At 66.5% G+C, this 16,016-nt stretch carries 15 protein-coding genes and 1 riboswitch; of the genes, 7 read left to right on the top strand and 8 right to left on the bottom strand.

Annotated features, from left to right (window positions below; all coding sequences use genetic code 11):
• Positions 1 to 62: 62 nt before the first annotated feature.
• Positions 63 to 812 carry a transglycosylase SLT domain-containing protein gene (locus OP79_RS09215; RefSeq protein ID WP_033319537.1) on the bottom strand — a complete coding sequence of 250 codons (750 nt, stop codon included), beginning with the start codon at positions 810 to 812 and terminating at the stop codon, positions 63 to 65.
• 2 nt (positions 813 to 814) lie between these two features.
• A riboswitch (cyclic di-AMP (ydaO/yuaA leader) is annotated at positions 815 to 966 on the bottom strand.
• Positions 967 to 1,383: 417 nt separating this feature from the next.
• On the opposite strand from OP79_RS09215, the gene OP79_RS09210 reads away from it, so the two are divergent.
• Entirely contained in the window at positions 1,384 to 2,646 is a 1,263-nt protein-coding gene (locus tag OP79_RS09210) for an FAD-dependent monooxygenase (protein ID WP_245685258.1), read from the top strand.
• The gene (locus tag OP79_RS09205) at positions 2,646 to 4,184 is read left to right on the top strand and encodes a hypothetical protein (RefSeq protein WP_033319536.1); all 1,539 of its coding nucleotides are present in this window, start codon (positions 2,646 to 2,648) and stop codon (positions 4,182 to 4,184) included. Before OP79_RS09210 ends, OP79_RS09205 begins: the two co-directional genes overlap by 1 nt.
• Positions 4,185 to 4,321: 137 nt before the next feature.
• On the opposite strand, the gene OP79_RS09200 is transcribed toward OP79_RS09205, so the two are convergent.
• The 6 genes from OP79_RS09200 to OP79_RS09175 form a co-directional block, all read right to left on the bottom strand.
• Entirely contained in the window at positions 4,322 to 5,059 is a 738-nt protein-coding gene (locus tag OP79_RS09200; protein WP_033319535.1) for a hypothetical protein, read from the bottom strand.
• Between the two features lie 186 nt (positions 5,060 to 5,245).
• On the bottom strand, positions 5,246 to 5,887 hold the full coding sequence (locus OP79_RS09195) for a hypothetical protein (protein WP_157857298.1): 642 nt from the start codon (positions 5,885 to 5,887) through the stop codon (positions 5,246 to 5,248).
• Between the two features lie 72 nt (positions 5,888 to 5,959).
• Positions 5,960 to 6,553, bottom strand: a complete 594-nt coding sequence (locus OP79_RS09190; protein WP_245685257.1) for a hypothetical protein — start codon at positions 6,551 to 6,553, stop codon at positions 5,960 to 5,962.
• A 1-nt stretch (position 6,554) separates the two neighbouring features.
• Positions 6,555 to 7,154: a hypothetical protein gene (locus OP79_RS09185; protein WP_033319533.1), complete on the bottom strand. Its 600-nt coding sequence runs from the start codon at positions 7,152 to 7,154 to the stop codon at positions 6,555 to 6,557.
• Entirely contained in the window at positions 7,151 to 11,689 is a 4,539-nt protein-coding gene (locus tag OP79_RS09180; RefSeq protein WP_051744531.1) for a DUF6531 domain-containing protein, read from the bottom strand. The genes OP79_RS09185 and OP79_RS09180 overlap by 4 nt, the downstream gene beginning before the upstream one ends.
• Before the next feature lie 129 nt (positions 11,690 to 11,818).
• On the bottom strand, positions 11,819 to 12,466 hold the full coding sequence (locus tag OP79_RS09175) for a hypothetical protein (RefSeq protein ID WP_033319532.1): 648 nt from the start codon (positions 12,464 to 12,466) through the stop codon (positions 11,819 to 11,821).
• An 86-nt stretch (positions 12,467 to 12,552) separates the two neighbouring features.
• Here OP79_RS09175 and OP79_RS09170 point away from each other — a divergent pair, with 86 nt between their 5' ends.
• Complete coding sequence (locus tag OP79_RS09170) at positions 12,553 to 12,867, top strand: plasmid mobilization protein (protein WP_033319683.1); 315 nt, start codon at positions 12,553 to 12,555, stop codon at positions 12,865 to 12,867.
• A 15-nt stretch (positions 12,868 to 12,882) separates the two neighbouring features.
• Here the strand turns inward: OP79_RS09170 and OP79_RS09165 are convergent, their stop codons facing one another.
• Positions 12,883 to 13,191, bottom strand: a complete 309-nt coding sequence (locus OP79_RS09165; RefSeq protein WP_051744530.1) for a GntR family transcriptional regulator — start codon at positions 13,189 to 13,191, stop codon at positions 12,883 to 12,885.
• A 164-nt stretch (positions 13,192 to 13,355) separates the two neighbouring features.
• Here OP79_RS09165 and OP79_RS09160 point away from each other — a divergent pair, with 164 nt between their 5' ends.
• From OP79_RS09160 to OP79_RS09145, 4 genes are all read left to right on the top strand, one after another.
• Positions 13,356 to 13,652 carry a hypothetical protein gene (locus tag OP79_RS09160; RefSeq protein ID WP_245685256.1) on the top strand — a complete coding sequence of 99 codons (297 nt, stop codon included), beginning with the start codon at positions 13,356 to 13,358 and terminating at the stop codon, positions 13,650 to 13,652.
• Positions 13,649 to 13,996: a hypothetical protein gene (locus tag OP79_RS09155; protein ID WP_033319531.1), complete on the top strand. Its 348-nt coding sequence runs from the start codon at positions 13,649 to 13,651 to the stop codon at positions 13,994 to 13,996. Before OP79_RS09160 ends, OP79_RS09155 begins: the two co-directional genes overlap by 4 nt.
• Before the next feature lie 243 nt (positions 13,997 to 14,239).
• Complete coding sequence (locus tag OP79_RS09150) at positions 14,240 to 14,911, top strand: hypothetical protein (protein ID WP_033319530.1); 672 nt, start codon at positions 14,240 to 14,242, stop codon at positions 14,909 to 14,911.
• Positions 14,902 to 15,993: a hypothetical protein gene (locus tag OP79_RS09145; RefSeq protein ID WP_425428556.1), complete on the top strand. Its 1,092-nt coding sequence runs from the start codon at positions 14,902 to 14,904 to the stop codon at positions 15,991 to 15,993. Before OP79_RS09150 ends, OP79_RS09145 begins: the two co-directional genes overlap by 10 nt.
• Positions 15,994 to 16,016: the final 23 nt, after the last annotated feature.

Here is a 16,016-nt window from a genome sequence, read left to right as displayed (position 1 = left end):
AACCCCCAACGGGGTCCGGGTCCATCGCTGTTCGCGCCTCTGCTACTTCTGCCCAGGCCCGATCAGTAAGGGCCGTTGACGTTGTCGATCGAGCCGTACTTGTCGGCGGCGTAGTTGCAGGCTGCCGCGATGTTCGCGACAGGGTCGAAGGGGTCCATCGACGTACCGGGCACGTGGTAGGCCTGGAAGGTCGGATCGATGGTCTGCAGGAGGCCCTTGGACGGCGTCCCGGCCACGGCGTTGGAGTCCCAGTTGTTGGTGGCCTGCGGGTTCCCCGACGATTCGCGCATGACGTTGCGGTGGATGCCGTCGTACGAGCCCGGAATCCCGTTCTGGGCCATGATGTCCAGCGCTTCCTTGATCCAGCCGTCGAGGTCGTTCGTGTACGTCTTCTCAGCGGCGGGCTCGGCAGCGGGCGTGGCCGCGGGTGCCGCCTTCACCTCGTTTGCCGGCGTTTGGACGGTTTTGGTGCCGACCGTCAGCGTGAGGCCCGGACGAAGCCGCGCCGGGTCAGTACCGATGACGGCACTGTTGGCCTTGTACAGCTTCTTCCAACCGCCGCTCACGGAGTGCTTTTTCGCGATCTTGGACAGGGTTTCTCCCGAAGCCACCTTGTGCGTGACGAGCTGGACCTGCGGGACTGTGGCCTGCGCCTCCTGGGCGACCTGTGTGACCTGCGCCGGCTGGGCGGCGCCGGCGCCGGTCGCCCCCATGATCGGGAGAACGAGCGCGGCTCCACCCGTCCCCACGGCGACGAAACCGCGGACAAAGGGGCGGGCTTTCGAACGACGGTGCTTACCTCGTGCGGACATGGCGAATTCCTCTCCGGCGCCTGCGAGGTGAGCTGTCGGGTTCGGGCGGGAGATGCCCGGCCGCACGATGAGCGCGACTTCACCCCAAGCCGTTCCGAAATCCGGACCGGCGACTTACCTGGTTCCCCCGCTCCTGCCGAAGCGCATGGATGGATGGGTTCCGGACGGCGGCAGGATTCGGCGTTCCGCCCGGATCGCCGAGAACGTATGCGAGAGCACACACCCGAAACAAGCCCTGAAATCCCAGTGAGCCCCTTTTGAACTCGTCGAAATGAGGGGTAAATCGCCCGATTATTCCGGAACGCGATCCTCAACTTACGTTCTGCAAAGCAGAAGTTGCCGAGACGCACCCACAACACCCAATTCGCCCGAACGTGACCCAATTCACGCGATCAAGCACTATCAAGCCTGAACAAAGCGGCAATATAGGTAATTCGGGCATTCCGCTCTGTGGAGGCTGTCCGGAGCTGGGCTTGAAGAACCCCTTGCCGGTCCGCCCCTCGGCACGTTGACAGGTGACTGTCGACATGCTGCTATGAGGCGCTTCTCAGCCGGACCTGCATCACGTCGCATGCCGCTCAAGCACCGGATCGACGGCCACTTGACCGGGGGCGGCGCCCCCGAACCAGAGCGAGGACCCATGCCGCAGCGCGCCGCGACCATAGTCGGCGGCGGAATCGGCGGTCTCGCGGCGGCCATTGCCCTGCACCGCCGGGGCTGGCGCGTCGAAGTCCTGGAACGTGCCCCGGAGTTCACCGAGATCGGCGCCGGCATCTCCCTGTGGCCGAACGCGCTGCACGCGCTTGAGGCGCTCGGCCTGTCCGACGCCGTCCGGGCACTCGGCGCCGTCGAGGTCACAGGCGGCGTACGCGACCGCCGGGGCCGCTGGCTGTCCCGTACGGACAACGCGGAGCTGGCGCGCCGCTTCGGCCAACCCCTGGTGGTCCTGCACCGCGCGGACCTGCTGCGGGTGCTCACCGAGGCACTGCCCGCCGACAGGCTGCGGTCGGGCAGCGAGGTGTCCGCGGTCCGCGACGACGGCCACGGCCTGGTCGTCGATCACCGCGAGGGCGAGTCCCGGCCCGACGTCGTGGTCGGCGCCGACGGGCTGCACAGTGCGGTCCGCCGCGCCCTGTGGCCTGACGCGGCCGCCCCCCGGTACGTCGGCTACCCGGCCTGGCGCATGGTCACCGAGCCCCTCGCCGAGCCGCCCTCCGAGGGCGCGGCGACCTGGGGCCGCGGGGAGAGGTTCGGCTACACAACGCTGCCGGGTGGGCGGATGTACTGCTTCGCGACCGCGTCGCTGCCGGAGGGAGCGGCCTCCGGCACGTCCGAGTCCGAGTACGCCGAACTGCTGCGCAGGTTCGGGTCCTGGCCGGATCCCGTCCCCGCCCTGCTGGCCGCCGTCCCCGCGGACGCGGTGCTCCGACACGACCTCTACGACCTGCCGCCGCTGCCCTCCTTCGTCCACGGCCGCGTCGCGCTGCTGGGCGACGCGGCTCATGCCATGACCCCCAATCTGGGCCAGGGCGCGTGCCAGGCGCTGGAGGACGCGGTCACCCTCGCCCACTGCCTCGACGGCACCCCGGACGTGGCCGCCGCACTCCGCTCGTACGACCTGCTGCGCCGCCCGCGAACCCAGGCCATCACGCGCCGCTCCGCCCGGCTCGGCGCAATCGGCCAGTTGTCGTGGCCGCCCGCGGTGCTGCTGCGCGACACGGCCGCCCGGCTTGCGCCGACGCGGGCGACGCTGCGTTCCATGACGCCGGTGCTCGGCTGGACCGCGCCCGGCGCCCCGGTGACCGCGACGAAGAGCGAGGGCAAGAGCGACTGATGCCGGACTGGACGTATCACCCGCTGCGCGGCGCGGCCGCTGCCGTCCTCGGCCGTCGCCGTTCGCAGCGAACCGCACTGCGGCTGCTGGCCTCGATCGGCTCCCGCCCCGCCGGCGCACGGCTGATCGCCCGGGGGTTCGGCCACCGCCATCCGCCTGAGCGCCTCGCCGGTGAGATCGCCGGCGTACCCGTGACCGTCCGCCTCGGCATATCCGTCCCGCCCTCGCTCGCCCGCGAAACGGTACGGGCCATGCCCCCGCTCGGGGCCGGTGTCGTCGAGGTGGCGCCCGTCTCGGCTGCCGACGTGGAGACCGTACGCGAGGCCGCTGCCGACCGCTCGATCCCGCTGGTCGTCCGCGCCTGTGACCCGGAGGCCGAGGCCGCCCTCAAGCCGTACGTCGACGGGTTCACCAGCGGCGACGACCCGCACGTGGTCCATGTGTCCGACCCGTCGGTCACCGCCGCGGCCGCCGCACTCGAGGAGCCGGGCGCCGTCGTACTCGCCCGGCCAGGGGTGCTCATCGAGGCCGGACCCGGCTGGTTCGCACGGGTCACCGAGGCAGCCACGCCCACCGCGCCCGCGCCGCGGCTACGGGACGTCGGCCGCGATCCGCGCCGCTGGCCCGCCTGGTGGTGGGCGCTGCTCGTCGGGCTCGGTATGACGGGCGCCGGACTCGGCGCCGCGGCGATCACACTCGGGCCGGTACTGCTCTGGTACGACCGCGACTACCTCGGCATGACGGTGCATCAACTGCACGCCGCCAACCACCACCTCGTCCACTTTCTCCAGCACGACCGGATCACCATGGCCGGCACGATGGCATCGATCGGCGCCCTCTACACCGGCCTCGCCGTGGGAGGGATCAGACGCGGCTGGCCCTGGGCCCGCGAGGTGTACCTGCTCTCGGGAGCGATCGGCTTCCCCACCTTGTTCTACTTCCTGGCCACCGGCTTCGTGGAACCCCTGCACACGGCCACCACCCTCGTACTGTTCCCGATGTTCGTGGCCGCGGTCCGCCGGACCCCGCACACACCGCGCTGGCACCTGACCCCCGAGGGCCCGGAACCGGAACGCCGACGGGCGCTGACCGGCCAGTTGCTGCTGATCGTCACGGGAGCAGGCCTGTTCGTCGGCGGAGCAGTGATCTCGGTGGTCGGCCTGACCGGCGTCTTCGTACCGACCGACCTGACCTTCCTGGGCACCAGCGCGGAGGCCCTGGAAACCCTGAACCCCCGGCTTGTACCGTTCGTCGCCCACGACCGCGCGGGGCTGGGCGGCGCCCTGATGTCCGCCGCGGTGGCCATCATCCTGCTCAGCGCGTGGGGCTGGCGGCGGGGCGAGGCCTGGGTGTTCTGGACCCTGACCGCGGCGGCATCCGCCGGCTACCTGCCGGCGGTCGTGGTGCACACCACGATCCACTACACAGACTTCATCCACCTGGCGCCGGTCTACTTCGGCATCGCCATCACGGGCACCGGCTTGCTGCTCGCCCGTCCGTACCTCTGCGCCAAGGCGCCGACGGGGCCGAAGAACTGACGGGCCGTCGCGACGAGCGGTCCACCGCTCGTCGTGCGCCATCCGCTCGTCCTGCATCGTCGCTGGGCCCGCCGCACATTCCGGGACACCGAATGACCTGCACAACGCGGACGTCCCACCCACAGCGAGCACTCCCGTCAGTCCCCCAGCCGCGCGGTGGCAAAGGCCAGGAGCTCGTCAAGGCCGATCTCGCGAGGTGTGCCGACGCCTTCCTCCGCGATGAACCAGCCGTCGTGCCACTCGATGCGCCAAATCTTTGCGTGCCGGTTCTCGAACTCGATGAACCCGCCGGGGGCGTTCTCCAGGTGCGGAAGCTCCTGCAGAAGGATCCGCTCATAGGTCAGCGCACGCCCAGGGTTGGTACTGCCGCCGCCGGTCCGGGGATTGTCGAATCGCATCTTCAGGAAGGGCACCGGATCCCGCTTGATGTCGGCAGTGGGGAGCATCTTCAAATACCGGCACTCAGCCTCCTCAAGGGTCTCATTGCCGGAGAATTCACATGAATAAGCGGGAAAAACGGCGTATGTCAGCGGAGTGAGATCCGGATTCTGGACCTTGTGCAGTTGGGCGACCTCTGGCGCAACTACCGCAACTGTGTCGAAGGCGTGGCCCGGGGCGCTGAAACCCTCGGCGAAGCCGAGGAATCGACCATTGTGGAGAAGCTCCCGCTCATGTTCGCGGGTGAAGGAGAGCACCGCATAGGACAGGTCCTCGCTGTACGCGCCTCGAGTGTTCATCTGGAGCAGTTGCGTTCCGTCCGCGGTGAGCGCGCCTGTGTAATGCAGAACCGGGTTCAGGCTCCACCACCACGCCTGCTCCAGATCACCCAAGGGGGCCAAATTGCGGAATCCGGCGATGGTGGACTGAAGATCCATGGTTCCTCACCTCAGGCACGGAGACACTTCTCCGCGAATATCAGCAATTCCTCAAGCAACACAGCGCGGTTCCGCCATGATCCATCCGACACTGTCCCACGTCCATACAAGACCAGCACAATACCAGCACAAGACCGCAGCCTGGGCCATGGAATGGCTCCGTGACTACTTCAGCAATGGCTGACATCACTCTTGGTACCAGTCGGCCAGCTCGGCAACGGACTCCGCGGCTGCCCTGATCTCGTCGCGAATGGGAGCGCACGATTCACGAAGATTTTCGAGAAAATCCTCGCCGAGGCTGCTTCCCTCTTGATCCCTGATCAGGGCGCGTACTGATTCGATGAAGGAATTTTGGGCATCTTGCTCCAACTGCTGAAGGTGTCCAACTGCCTCGTCCTCACCTGCCCGAATCACAGTGACCGAACTGCCGCCCAGTTTGAAGTCAAAACTTCCAAGGATCGTTTCGAGCGTCTGGCCAGACATCTCGGCTCGTGCCGGATTCGGGTTCATGTAAACGGCGATAGCGTTTACGGCCAGCACGGCGGACTGCGTGATGGAAAACCTTTTACTGCCCGGATCATCAGCATCCATCGCCCCAATGTTCGTTTCGAATTCCTCGAGAATCTCGATGAGGTCATCCTCGTCGAATTGCCCGGTTGGGACCTTCCAAGCAGTGTCGAGGGCGTAGGAGAACCACTCTGAATCCGCCGGTCGGGCCAGAGCAGTAAATACTCCACTCCCACGTTCCGCGCAGGCCAGACAGAATCCGGCCAGGAAATCAACAGGAAGCTCACGAAGCGCGGAATAGGCTTCCACATTGCGAGCCAATTCAGTCTCCTCCAAACCGACCTACTCTGGGCCGCCCTGCTGTCGTAGGCCGGTCCTGGTCCCTTCCGTCGCTCATCTCACCGAATGATGCTCCAGGAAGTGGGCGAGCACCTCGGGAGGATTGGCGGCCTCGGTGGCTTCCGTCTCCCAGCCCGGGCGGTCCATGTCGAACAGCACGATCGGTACCGGTCGTCCGAGTACCCGGGCGAGGTGGCCGCCAGCTCGCAGGTGACGGGCCACATCGATGCACACCTCGTCGAATCGGCGCACAAGCTGGTCGTCGCGGGCATCGCACGCCTCGTCGGAGAGGCCGTCCTCGTCCCCGTACCAGAGCCCTTCCGCCTGCGCTTCGGCCAGGTGCAGGCGGCTGCCGACCGGATCCTCGGGAACATGGCCGAGTCTTTCGAACCCTTCCAGCAACCAGTACGAGTACTCCCATCGGGCAGACCCTTCGTACGAACACCCCTGCTTCAGCAGCCGACGAACCTCGCTCTCGGTGTTGTAGCCGATGGCCGCGTAGGGGTAGCGAGGATCCTGGTCGACGCGCCAGACCTGGAACGAGACGACGTAGATCTCGGGACGGAGTACATCCGGGAAGCCGTGCAGGACGCGTTCGGCACCGAGGCGCATATGGTCGCGGAAGGCCGACTCCGGTGCGTAGTTCACGTCAGAACCCCCAGGGGTTGGGGTGCGGTGTGTGGGACGGATCTTCCGACCAGACCAGGCGTGCTTCCAGGTCGCTGCCCAGCAGCTCGGTCAGGCGGTCCACTGCCCAGCCGTTCCAGTAGACGCCGCCGCGGAATTCCGGCACCCGGAACGCCGGTAGGTCGGCGGGCAGGGCGTCCGTTCGGAAGACCGCTTTCTTGATCTCACCGTTTCCCTTCTTCGGTTTTGAAGATCTCCGCAGATCCACGCAGTCGATCACTTGCTCCACGGTGTAGAGAACGTATTCGTCGGCCTCGGAGTCCGCGATGTGTACAGGAAAGAAGCTCCCCGCTGCCAGAAGGTCATCCCGCAGAAGATCTGCGATACGACGGCTCATAACAGGCGCACCAGGATAACCGGACGGGAACTCACCCTTTCGGTCTTTCGGGTCACCACCCCATTCCGCGTTCAATACTGTGGGCAGATCCTCCGGAGAGTCCGTGCGTAGCCAGCGAATGACTTTCCTGAGTGAAGACCCCTCGAGCATCAGGAGTCGAAATTCTCCCATGCTCGGCAGCAATCGGTACACCGAGCGGGGCTTCAGAGATGCTTCGGACATCATGGATTCACCGTCCAATAAGCGCCCGGTCCAGGGGCGCCGGTCGCGAGTTCGCCCTCGACAGCCCTGCCGACATCTCGCAGTGCCCGTCGCAGTTGGGTCCGGATGGCTCGCGCCCCCATGCCGCGGTCGATTCCCTCCTGCACGACTTGCTGGAGATGCTGATCGAGCCGTCCCAGGAAGGCATTGCTGTGGGTAAAATTGTGGGGCCTCGGGTGCCCCAGTGGAATTCCATTCGCAGCATCGTTGATATCAACTCCGTACCTCTGCAACAGAGCGCGCATCTGCGGGGCTCCCCCGCGATTGAAGCCAGAGGGGACAATATGTGCCGCCGCTTGGCCACGTACCTTCGCGCGCCCTTCTCGTGCCATGTTCTTTGCCAGTTGCTCGGCGTTCTCTTTGCACGTCAGGAGGCCCAAATAGTCTACCCACAGCAAGGGGTTGACCACATAAGCCCGTGGATTCGGCCCGGCGTCCATCCCCAGCGGATCTGGGCTGATGTACGTTGCGGCGGCCGGGTCATAGTGCCGGAAGTAGTTGTAGTGGAGTTCGGTTTCAGGGTCGTAGTACTGGCCGGGGAAACGCAGGGGTGTGCTCAGGTCGGTGCCCGTGCTCCAGGTGGTGAGCCCCCAGAGGGTGGCAGTCCCACACCAGGCGATGCCGCCGTCCTCCGAGACGAGCTCGGTCGGAGTGCCGACCAGATCGGTAACGATGGAGAAGAAGCGCTCGTCGATGAGGTGTTGCGGGTCGTCAGCCCTCGTACGGCGTTCGGTCTGGGCAAGGGGCCGTACGCCATGGCGGTCCCAGGTGAGCGAGACCTCCTCAGGCATCGAATCGCTACGGGTGGTCTGCTCGACGAGATCCGGACCATCCCAGGTGAAGCGGGTCTCTTCGACTACGGTCGAGCCGTCGGAACCGAGACGCTGTTTGGCTGTACGTCGACCCAGGGGGTCGTAGAGGTAGCGCCAGACCGTTCCATCAGGCGTGACCACCGAGTTGAGGCGGTCCTCCGCGTCCCAGGTGTATCGCCAGATGTCGGGCTTGCGGGACAGGCGGGTCTTTCGGCGCAGTACGACGCGGCCTGCGGCGTCGTATTCGTAGTGGACGGAGCCGGCGCGCGTCACACGATTGCCGTCGTAGGCGCGGTCGCCGCGCGCCTCGCGGAGCGGCTGCCGGTCGGGCCAGACAGCCCGCGTCTGGTTGCCGACCTCGTCGTACGTATAGGACTCGGTCCAGTCCACAGCCCGGACTCCGGTGACACGGCCCGCGCCGTCGACGTCGAACGTCCGGCGCCCGGTCGCGTGGTCATCTAGGGCAACGACGCTGCCATCGGCCCGGTAGGTGAAGGTCTCCTGCTTCAGCTGCCTGCCCTGAGCGGTCAGCGTCCGTTCGGTGATGCGATCCTCGGTGTCCCAGGTCTGGATGAGGGCAGGTCCGTGGCCGCCGAACCGACGCAAGGTCTCACGTCCTAGGGCGTCGTACGTGGAAACGAGGGTGCGGCCGGCGGAAGTCAGCTCGGTGCGGTTGCCTGCCGCATCATAGGAGTACGTCGCGATGGCGCCGCTCGGAGTGGAACGGCGAACGGGCCGGCTCAGGGCGTCGTGCACGGTGGTGAGCGCGCGTCCGTCGACGATTTCCGCAGTGATCCGGCCGACCGGATCGTACTGGTAGGCGAGCGTGACGTCCGGGCTGGTGGCCGTCAGAAGACGTCCGGCCGAGTCGTGTGCGAACACGGTAGTGCGGTCGTCCACCGTCTTCTCGATCTGGTTGCCCACAATGTCGTACGAGAAGGCCGTCGTCTGTCCCAAGGCATTGGTACGGCTCAGAAGCTGGCCGGCCACGTCGTAGGTATAGGCGAGTATCCGTCCGTCGAAGTCCGTCTCCGCCGTGAGGCGACCTGCCGCGTCATACGTGTAATCCCAAGTGAGGCCCCGAGGGTCCGTGACCCGGACCAGCCTCAGCTCGGTGTCGTGCGTGAACGTGTGGCAGACCCCGTCGGGCGTGGTGCGCGTCGTCAATAGGTCGAAGCCACCGTATGTGAAGTGGGTGACCTGACCCAGCGTGTCTGTGTGGGTGAGGCAGTTGCCTTCGCCGTCATACGTCCAAGCCTCGGTCGTGCCGTCCGGGTTCGTACGTCTTGTCGGGTGCCCCTCAATAGTCCAGCTCAGGTGCGTAGTGGCGCCCAGCGGGTCGGTGATGGCGGTGTTCCGTCCGAAGGAGTCGTACGCGAAGCTCGTCACCGCTCCGAGCGGATCCGTCGCCGAAACCGGCTGACCGGCAGCGTTGTTGACGAAATGCTGCACTGCGCCCGTCGGATCGGTCAGCGAGGTCAGGGCGCCGGTCTCATCGCGTGTGAAGACGATGGTCGCGTCCGCGGGGTCCGTCATGGATATGCAGTTCCCCAGCTCGTCCCACTCCTGCCGCAGAACCGTGCCGTCGTAACCGGTCAGCTCTACCGGCAAGTTGAGTTCGTTGAAGAGGGCCGACGAGGTGGCTCCGTCAGGCAGGTGCACGGCGGTCAGGTTGCCCGCCTGGTCCCATTCCATGCGCGTGATGCGGCCCAATGGGTCGGTACGGGAGAGGAGTTGATCCCGGTCGTTCCATTCCTGGCGGGTGATGTTGCCCAACGGGTCGGTCTCGGCGATCAGCTGATACGCGTCATTGAACTGGTAATGGGTGGCGTACCCGAGAGAATCGGTGGCGATTGTGCGGTGCGCGTCGTCGTCATAGACGAAGGTGTAGTCCAGAATTCCGTCGATACCGCGGCCCGCAACGCAGCGATCGGCGTCGTCGTACTCGAAGCGATACCAGATGCCGTTGCGGTCCTCCCAACGGGTCATGCGGTGCCGGTCGTCGTAGGTGAACTTCAGTGGCAAGCCCGAGGAGTTATAGATTTCTACGAGATCTCCGCGCTCGTCGTAGCCGTAACGGACCAACGTGGGCCGCTCGGGATGGCTACGCAGGCTCAGCTCCGTGATTCGACCGTCCTCGCAGGTCACGCCTACGCGGTAGCCACCATGGTGGGTGATCTCGTCAGGGGTGCCGTCGGCTGCGTACGTGACCGAGATCGTGTTGTTGTTGCGGTCACTGATGACCGCGAGCGGCAGTTCGGCCGAGGGCCTGTCGGGCAGCGGACGGAAGCGGAGGGTGTGTCCCGTCTCGGGTCGGTGCACGGTGAGTTCACCCTCGGTCCAGCCGAGCGGCCAGTGCGGGCCCGCCACCGGGAGCACGGGCACGTTGAGCTCGGGCACGGGATATGTGAGGACCATGCCGTCATCGGCCACGAACCGCACACCGGCCTCGTCCAGCAGCAGCCGCTGATCGAGGGTCGAGGTCCAACTCCGCCCCAGGAAGCGCCCGCTGCGGACGCCGGTGCGGTAGTGGCGCTCCAACAGCAGGGGAAGCATGGCGTCCAGGGTTACGTCAGTGGCCGACATGACCATCTGGCCGGTGGCCATGTCAATGGGGTCGCCGCGGGTAAAGAGCTTCTTCATCTGGCGGCCCATAGCACGGGCTCCCTTGCCGAGGCCCTTGACGCCCATGGCCATGCCCTTGAGGCCGGTCTTACCGAAGGCCTTCAGGCCCTTGGCGAGTCCGCCGAGGGTGGTCAGGCCCTTCATGCCCGGTATGCAGTCCAGCGCCGCGAACGCCACATCCCATAGCGAGGCTTGACCCTTCGCGTATTTGTTGAGGGTGTCCGCCAGCACCACCAGGGCGGCGACCAGGACGATGGCGCCCAGGATCGGCCCGCCGATGATCATCGCGATGATGCCGACGACCGCCACGACGACCTTGCAGACGGCGACGATGGTGTCCCAGTTGTCGGAGACCCAGTCCCCCACCTCCTCATACCAGGCACGGTTCTGGATGCCCGCGTCGGAGGCCTCCTCCAGCTTGTTCCTGGCCTCCCGGGCGGCGTCCTCACGCATCCGCCGCGCATCCGCCGCCATCTTCTTCGCCGCATCCAGCGCACTCTGCGCAGCCGTCACATCCGACTGCGCGGACGTCTGCGCCGACCTGGCGTTGGTCGCATCCCTCGTTGCGGCCCGTACCTTGGACTCGTCCGGCTTGGGCACGTCCTTGCCCGCCGAGGCGGGATCATCCTGGGACTTGTCCGCCTCCTTCGTCGCCCGGGTCACCCACGAATCGGCCGTCGAGAGGCGGGACTTGGCCGAGGTGAGATCGGCCTGCGCCTCGCGCCCCTTGACCAGCGCCCTGTCCGCCAGCGCCTGCGCCCGCTCCAGCTTGGGCCAGTACGCCGCCAAGGCGTCGCCGGCCAGGTCGTAGGACTTCTTGAGCTTCTTCAGGTTCTTCGGGACCCCGGAGAACTCCTCCCGGAACACCTCGGCGGTCTTGCCCACCATCGACAGGACGGCATCCTCGTCCGCCATCCCCTTCACCAGCCGCAGCGCGTCCTGCACATCATCGGCGAAGGCGTGCAGCTGCCGGGCCAACGACTTGACCCGCTCCGGATCCCCCGGCGTCGGGTCCTTGTCCAGGTCAAGGACGTGCCAGTCCGTCGGCCGATACCCCACCACGCCGCAACCCCCGTCACACCAACCCCGTCAACCACACATACGCACAAGTGAAGTTAGCGGGTACGAGCGTTCGATGTGAAGGCCGCAAAAGTACGCAGGGGCAGGCGAGGCCCCGTACTCCCCCAGGTCCTACTCAGCGAAGCGGAACGTGGACGTGATCGCGTCGAAGATGTCGAAGAACGAGTCCGCGAGGTCCAGCACCTGGCTGCTCCCGGCGATGAGCGCGACCTTGCCCTCCTGGCCGGGCACAGGGATGAACGTTTGCATGAGTACGGCACGAATGGTGCGGTTGAGGCTGTCTCCGGGGACCGGGATGTCCTCGATGCCGTACGTACGCGCCGTCGGCCCGACGCCAGGGATGTCGACGGTCGTGACCTTCCGCCATGCGTCGCCCTCCTTCTTGGCCTCGCGCACGGCGAGTTGGCCCGCCATGAACTGCGGGTCGGTGGAGAGAGGCTCACCGGCCTGCGTACGCCCGCCGACGAGCGAGACGGTGATCGATCCGGTGATCGGCGTGTCCCCGCCGAAACTCTCCGCCATGCAACCGCAGTACAGCGCGCCCGACTTCCAGGCGTCGGCCGCGGACTTCTGCAGAAAGGCGGTGTACGTGTCCTTGTACTTCTCCAACTCCGGGCGCTCCCGCACCCGTTCGGCCACCATCCTGCGTATGGAGTCGTCCCGCGACTCGGGCCGCACGTCGAACTCCCACCACGACTCCGGCACCTTGATCCGAAAGCCACCGCGCTCGATGGTGAGCGCCTCCATGTAGCGGGCCATGCCGTTCTCCCCCGGTTCCGATACGAGCTGGTGTGCGTAAAGCGTACGAGGGCGCGTACTCCTGGTCGCAGCGGCACACTCTTCTCATGGCCAGGACCAGGACCAGGATCACCATCAGCCTTGAGCAGGAACAGGCCGAGCGCATCAGGCGGCACGCGGAGCGGGCAGGCATGGACGTCTCCGCGTACGTCGTGCACGCTGCGACCCGGCAGATGGCCGAGACCGAAGCCGTCGAGGAACAGTTCTCCGGACTCGATGCCCTCATCACCGAGGCGGAGGCGGAAGCCGCAGCCCTTCCGCCCGAACCAGACGTCACAGCAAGGGAGTTGACAGAGCAGGAGCAGCGAGACGTCGAAGCCGCTCTCAACCTCTTCTACGGTGAAGAGACGTGGCCGCGCTGAACCCGGCCGACGCCGTTACTCCTGACTGTCGCCGGCGGAGTCGTTCCTGTCGTCGGCGGGCTCGTTCGCGTCCGGGTACGCGACGAATGTGCCCTTCGCGGGGAGCGTGACGACGAGGCCGCGGTCGCGGAGTTCGCGGGTGGCGCGGCGAGCGGTCAGGTGCGCGACCCCGTACTCGGCGGCAAGATCGCGCTCGCCAGGCAGCCGCGCCCCAGGTCGCAGCTCCCCCGAAGCGATGCGGGCCGCGATGTGGTCCGCCATCTGCATGTAGACATAGGCAATCTTCGTCGGGTCGATCGGCGACTGCCCTGACTCTCCTGTCATATCGAACAACGTACGACAGCACGTAACTACATGGCTCCTTGGAGTGCGGCTAACCGCTATACACCACCCATGTGCACCCTGTAGCGTGCTTGTTACTGAAAGAGACCCCGGCGGCGGGTGCAACCGCCCCGGGGCGCGGCCGAACGCTTCGAAGGAGCGTCAGCATGTTGGACCTTACTCTTCGCTTGCTCGCCTGGATGGTGAGCATCTGCACCCCGCGCCCCCGGGGCCGGCACCGCCTCGGGGATGCGCCGCCCCTGCGGTACATCCCGGTCCCGCCGCCCCGCTTCGCCGGCCTCCTCGACGGCGGTACGTCCCGTCTCGTACGCCCCTACGCCCTGGACCCCGCCGAACACCGCCGCCAGCGCGAACGCCGCCGCGCCCTCTACCTCGCCACCCTGGGCATCGACGTCGGTCCCACCCACATCCACGGCATCCGCGTCCCGGCGGCCACCCGATGACCCGCCCCGCCGTGCGCATGTGCGCCCGCTGCCACCGCACCACAAACACCCCGGTCCTCGTCCACGAAGTCCACGCGGCAACCGGCCCCGGCTTCAACGTCTACGCCTGCACCGACTGCGCCGCCCACTACCCACCCCTGACCGACCCCCTGGAACTCCCCGAAACCCCTCCCCGCCGCTCCCGCCTCACCCTGCGCGTCTACAAGCTCAACGCCCACGGCGCCATGACCGAAGACCGAGGCACAGTCGAAGTCCTGAGCGGCGGCCGAGGCGAGCCCGTACCGCTCACGTGGGCATTCCCACCGTGCGAATGCCCCCGCTGCCGGACCCAGCCCACAACCTGAACGACCTCTTCGCATCACACAACGCGAATCCCTGCAAACACCCTCAACCCGCGGCCCCGAACGCTCACTCAGCGTTCGGGGCCGCCGTGCACCCAGACACGATCAGGCCACAAGAGCAATCCCGTTGCCCCCATTCATCCCCATCTGCCCAACCGTGCAAGGAAGTTCGTCGTGGCGAAACCGTCCGCCCCACGGATACCGTCATTGCTCTTGACCGAACCCATGTCTCACGGGGAGTCCACAGTGAAGCGCCGCCCTTTGCCCGTTGCTGCCGCGCTGGTCGCAACCGCAGCCCTGCTCCTGACGGCCTGCGGCAGCGGGGACGACAGCTCGAAGGACAACGACAAGATCGCCGGGGCCGACACGGGGTCCGAGACGCCGAAGGAATCGCCGGAACCCTCGGCAGCACCGGCGGAGGACAAGCCGGACGGCGTGGACGTATCCCTGCCCAAGGACATGAACCTGGTCTTCGACTGGGACAAGCCGGAGAAGGAGAACGAGGCGGCCGCGATGGAGGATGCGGCGAACTACGTCCGCGCCATCTACCGAGGCGTCGACAAGCGCACGACCGACGAAGCCGCCTTGGTCGCCTACTCCACAGGTGATGGGCTGAAGTACGCGAAGACGCAGATCGACGTGAGGATCGAAGGCGGCTGGACGGCAACCGGCACCCGGCGCCACTACCAGGCCACCACCCGGTCCGCATCGAACGGCAACTCGGTGGAGGTCGCATTCTGCGTGGACTCGAGCAAGTTCTACTCCAAAGAAGTTAAGACCGAAAAGGTCCTGAAGGGGAAGCCCAGCATCACGGACTTCGACTACTTCAAGATCATCATGGTCAAGCGCCCCACCGGAGAGGGCCTGTGGCAAGCGTCAAAGGTGTTCGTCGAGGCGAAGGCGGCGAAGTGCCAGTGAACAGGTCACGGCGTACGACCATCAGTACCGGCACGGCTGCCCTGACGCTGGCCTTGGGCGTCCTCGTCCTCGCGGAACCGGCCTACGCGGGAGAGGAGCCGGGTAATACCCAGGGCTCCAACACAGAACAGTCAGGCGGCGGCGACGAAACCGGCATCTTCGCCGCCGCGAAAGTCCAGTACTCCGGATCCGTAGCCAAAAACGGCACCACCGGAAACGTATCCTCCACCGACGCCAACTGGTCCCCACCGCCCTGCTGGTACGCCCCCTACCTCGGCGCCAAGGACTTCAAGAAGAAGATGTCCAAGGACCTCGAGAAGCAGAAGAACACCCCGGGCATGGGCGGCACCGCGGGCTCCGGAATCGTCGAGACGCAGCGCCACTACGAGGACGAGTACGGCTGGACCGACACCCCCGGCTACAAGGACTACAACGTCGAGAAGGACGGCGAGGGGATGTTCTGGGCCGGCGTCGAGAACCCCAACGAGCCGGACTACCTCAAGCGGACCGCGTGCAGCGAACTCCCCTTCTGGGTCGACAACGGCGAACCCCCGCCGCCCCAGTACGAAGAGGCCATCACTCCGCAGATGCTCGCCGAACTCGCCTACCAGCACATGCAGCTTCCCGACACCGAGGTCACGCTCGCTCCCGAGGCCAACACCAAGGTGAACCTGCCGACCTGGGCATGGCTCGACGACGCCGTCTTCGACGACGTCCAGGCGACGGCGGCCATCGACGTCCCCGGCCTCAACATCCAGGCGACGACGACCGCCACCCCCGTATCCCTCACCCTCGACCCGGGCACCGAGGACGCCACCACCCTCCCCGCCAACGGCGAATGCCCCATCGTCGACGGCAAGATCGGCGAGCCCTACGCCAAGGGCAAGGCCGAGGAAACCCCTCCCTGCGGCATCATCTACCGCCGCTCCTCAGCAGGCGGCACGTTCCCTCTCCAGGCCACCCTCACCTGGCAGATCAGCTGGACAGGCACCGGCCAGGCCGACCCGGTCGACCTGCCCAACGGCACGATTGAGGCCGTCCAGGACATCACCGTCCAGGAAATCCAGTCCGTCAACCGCTGATCGAGGAACGCAGAACACTCAGG

The sequence above is a fragment of the Streptomyces yerevanensis genome (assembly GCF_000716805.1).
Taxonomy (GTDB): Bacteria; Actinomycetota; Actinomycetes; order Streptomycetales; family Streptomycetaceae; genus Streptomyces; species Streptomyces flaveus.
Note: the sequence above shows the minus strand (reverse complement) of the source record. Positions and strands in the feature narration are given on the sequence as shown.

Excerpts from the sequence above, each read along its gene's own strand:
- OP79_RS09215 (WP_033319537.1), bottom strand. The coding sequence starts at position 812 with ATGTCCGCACGAGGTAAGCACCGTCGTTCGAAAGCCCGCCCCTTTGTC.
- OP79_RS09210 (WP_245685258.1), top strand. The coding sequence starts at position 1,384 with ATGCCGCTCAAGCACCGGATCGACGGCCACTTGACCGGGGGCGGCGCC.
- OP79_RS09205 (WP_033319536.1), top strand. The coding sequence starts at position 2,646 with ATGCCGGACTGGACGTATCACCCGCTGCGCGGCGCGGCCGCTGCCGTC.
- OP79_RS09200 (WP_033319535.1), bottom strand. The coding sequence starts at position 5,059 with ATGGATCTTCAGTCCACCATCGCCGGATTCCGCAATTTGGCCCCCTTG.
- OP79_RS09185 (WP_033319533.1), bottom strand. The coding sequence starts at position 7,154 with ATGATGTCCGAAGCATCTCTGAAGCCCCGCTCGGTGTACCGATTGCTG.
- OP79_RS09175 (WP_033319532.1), bottom strand. The coding sequence starts at position 12,466 with ATGGCCCGCTACATGGAGGCGCTCACCATCGAGCGCGGTGGCTTTCGG.
- OP79_RS09170 (WP_033319683.1), top strand. The coding sequence starts at position 12,553 with ATGGCCAGGACCAGGACCAGGATCACCATCAGCCTTGAGCAGGAACAG.
- OP79_RS09165 (WP_051744530.1), bottom strand. The coding sequence starts at position 13,191 with ATGACAGGAGAGTCAGGGCAGTCGCCGATCGACCCGACGAAGATTGCC.
- OP79_RS09160 (WP_245685256.1), top strand. The coding sequence starts at position 13,356 with ATGTTGGACCTTACTCTTCGCTTGCTCGCCTGGATGGTGAGCATCTGC.
- OP79_RS09155 (WP_033319531.1), top strand. The coding sequence starts at position 13,649 with ATGACCCGCCCCGCCGTGCGCATGTGCGCCCGCTGCCACCGCACCACA.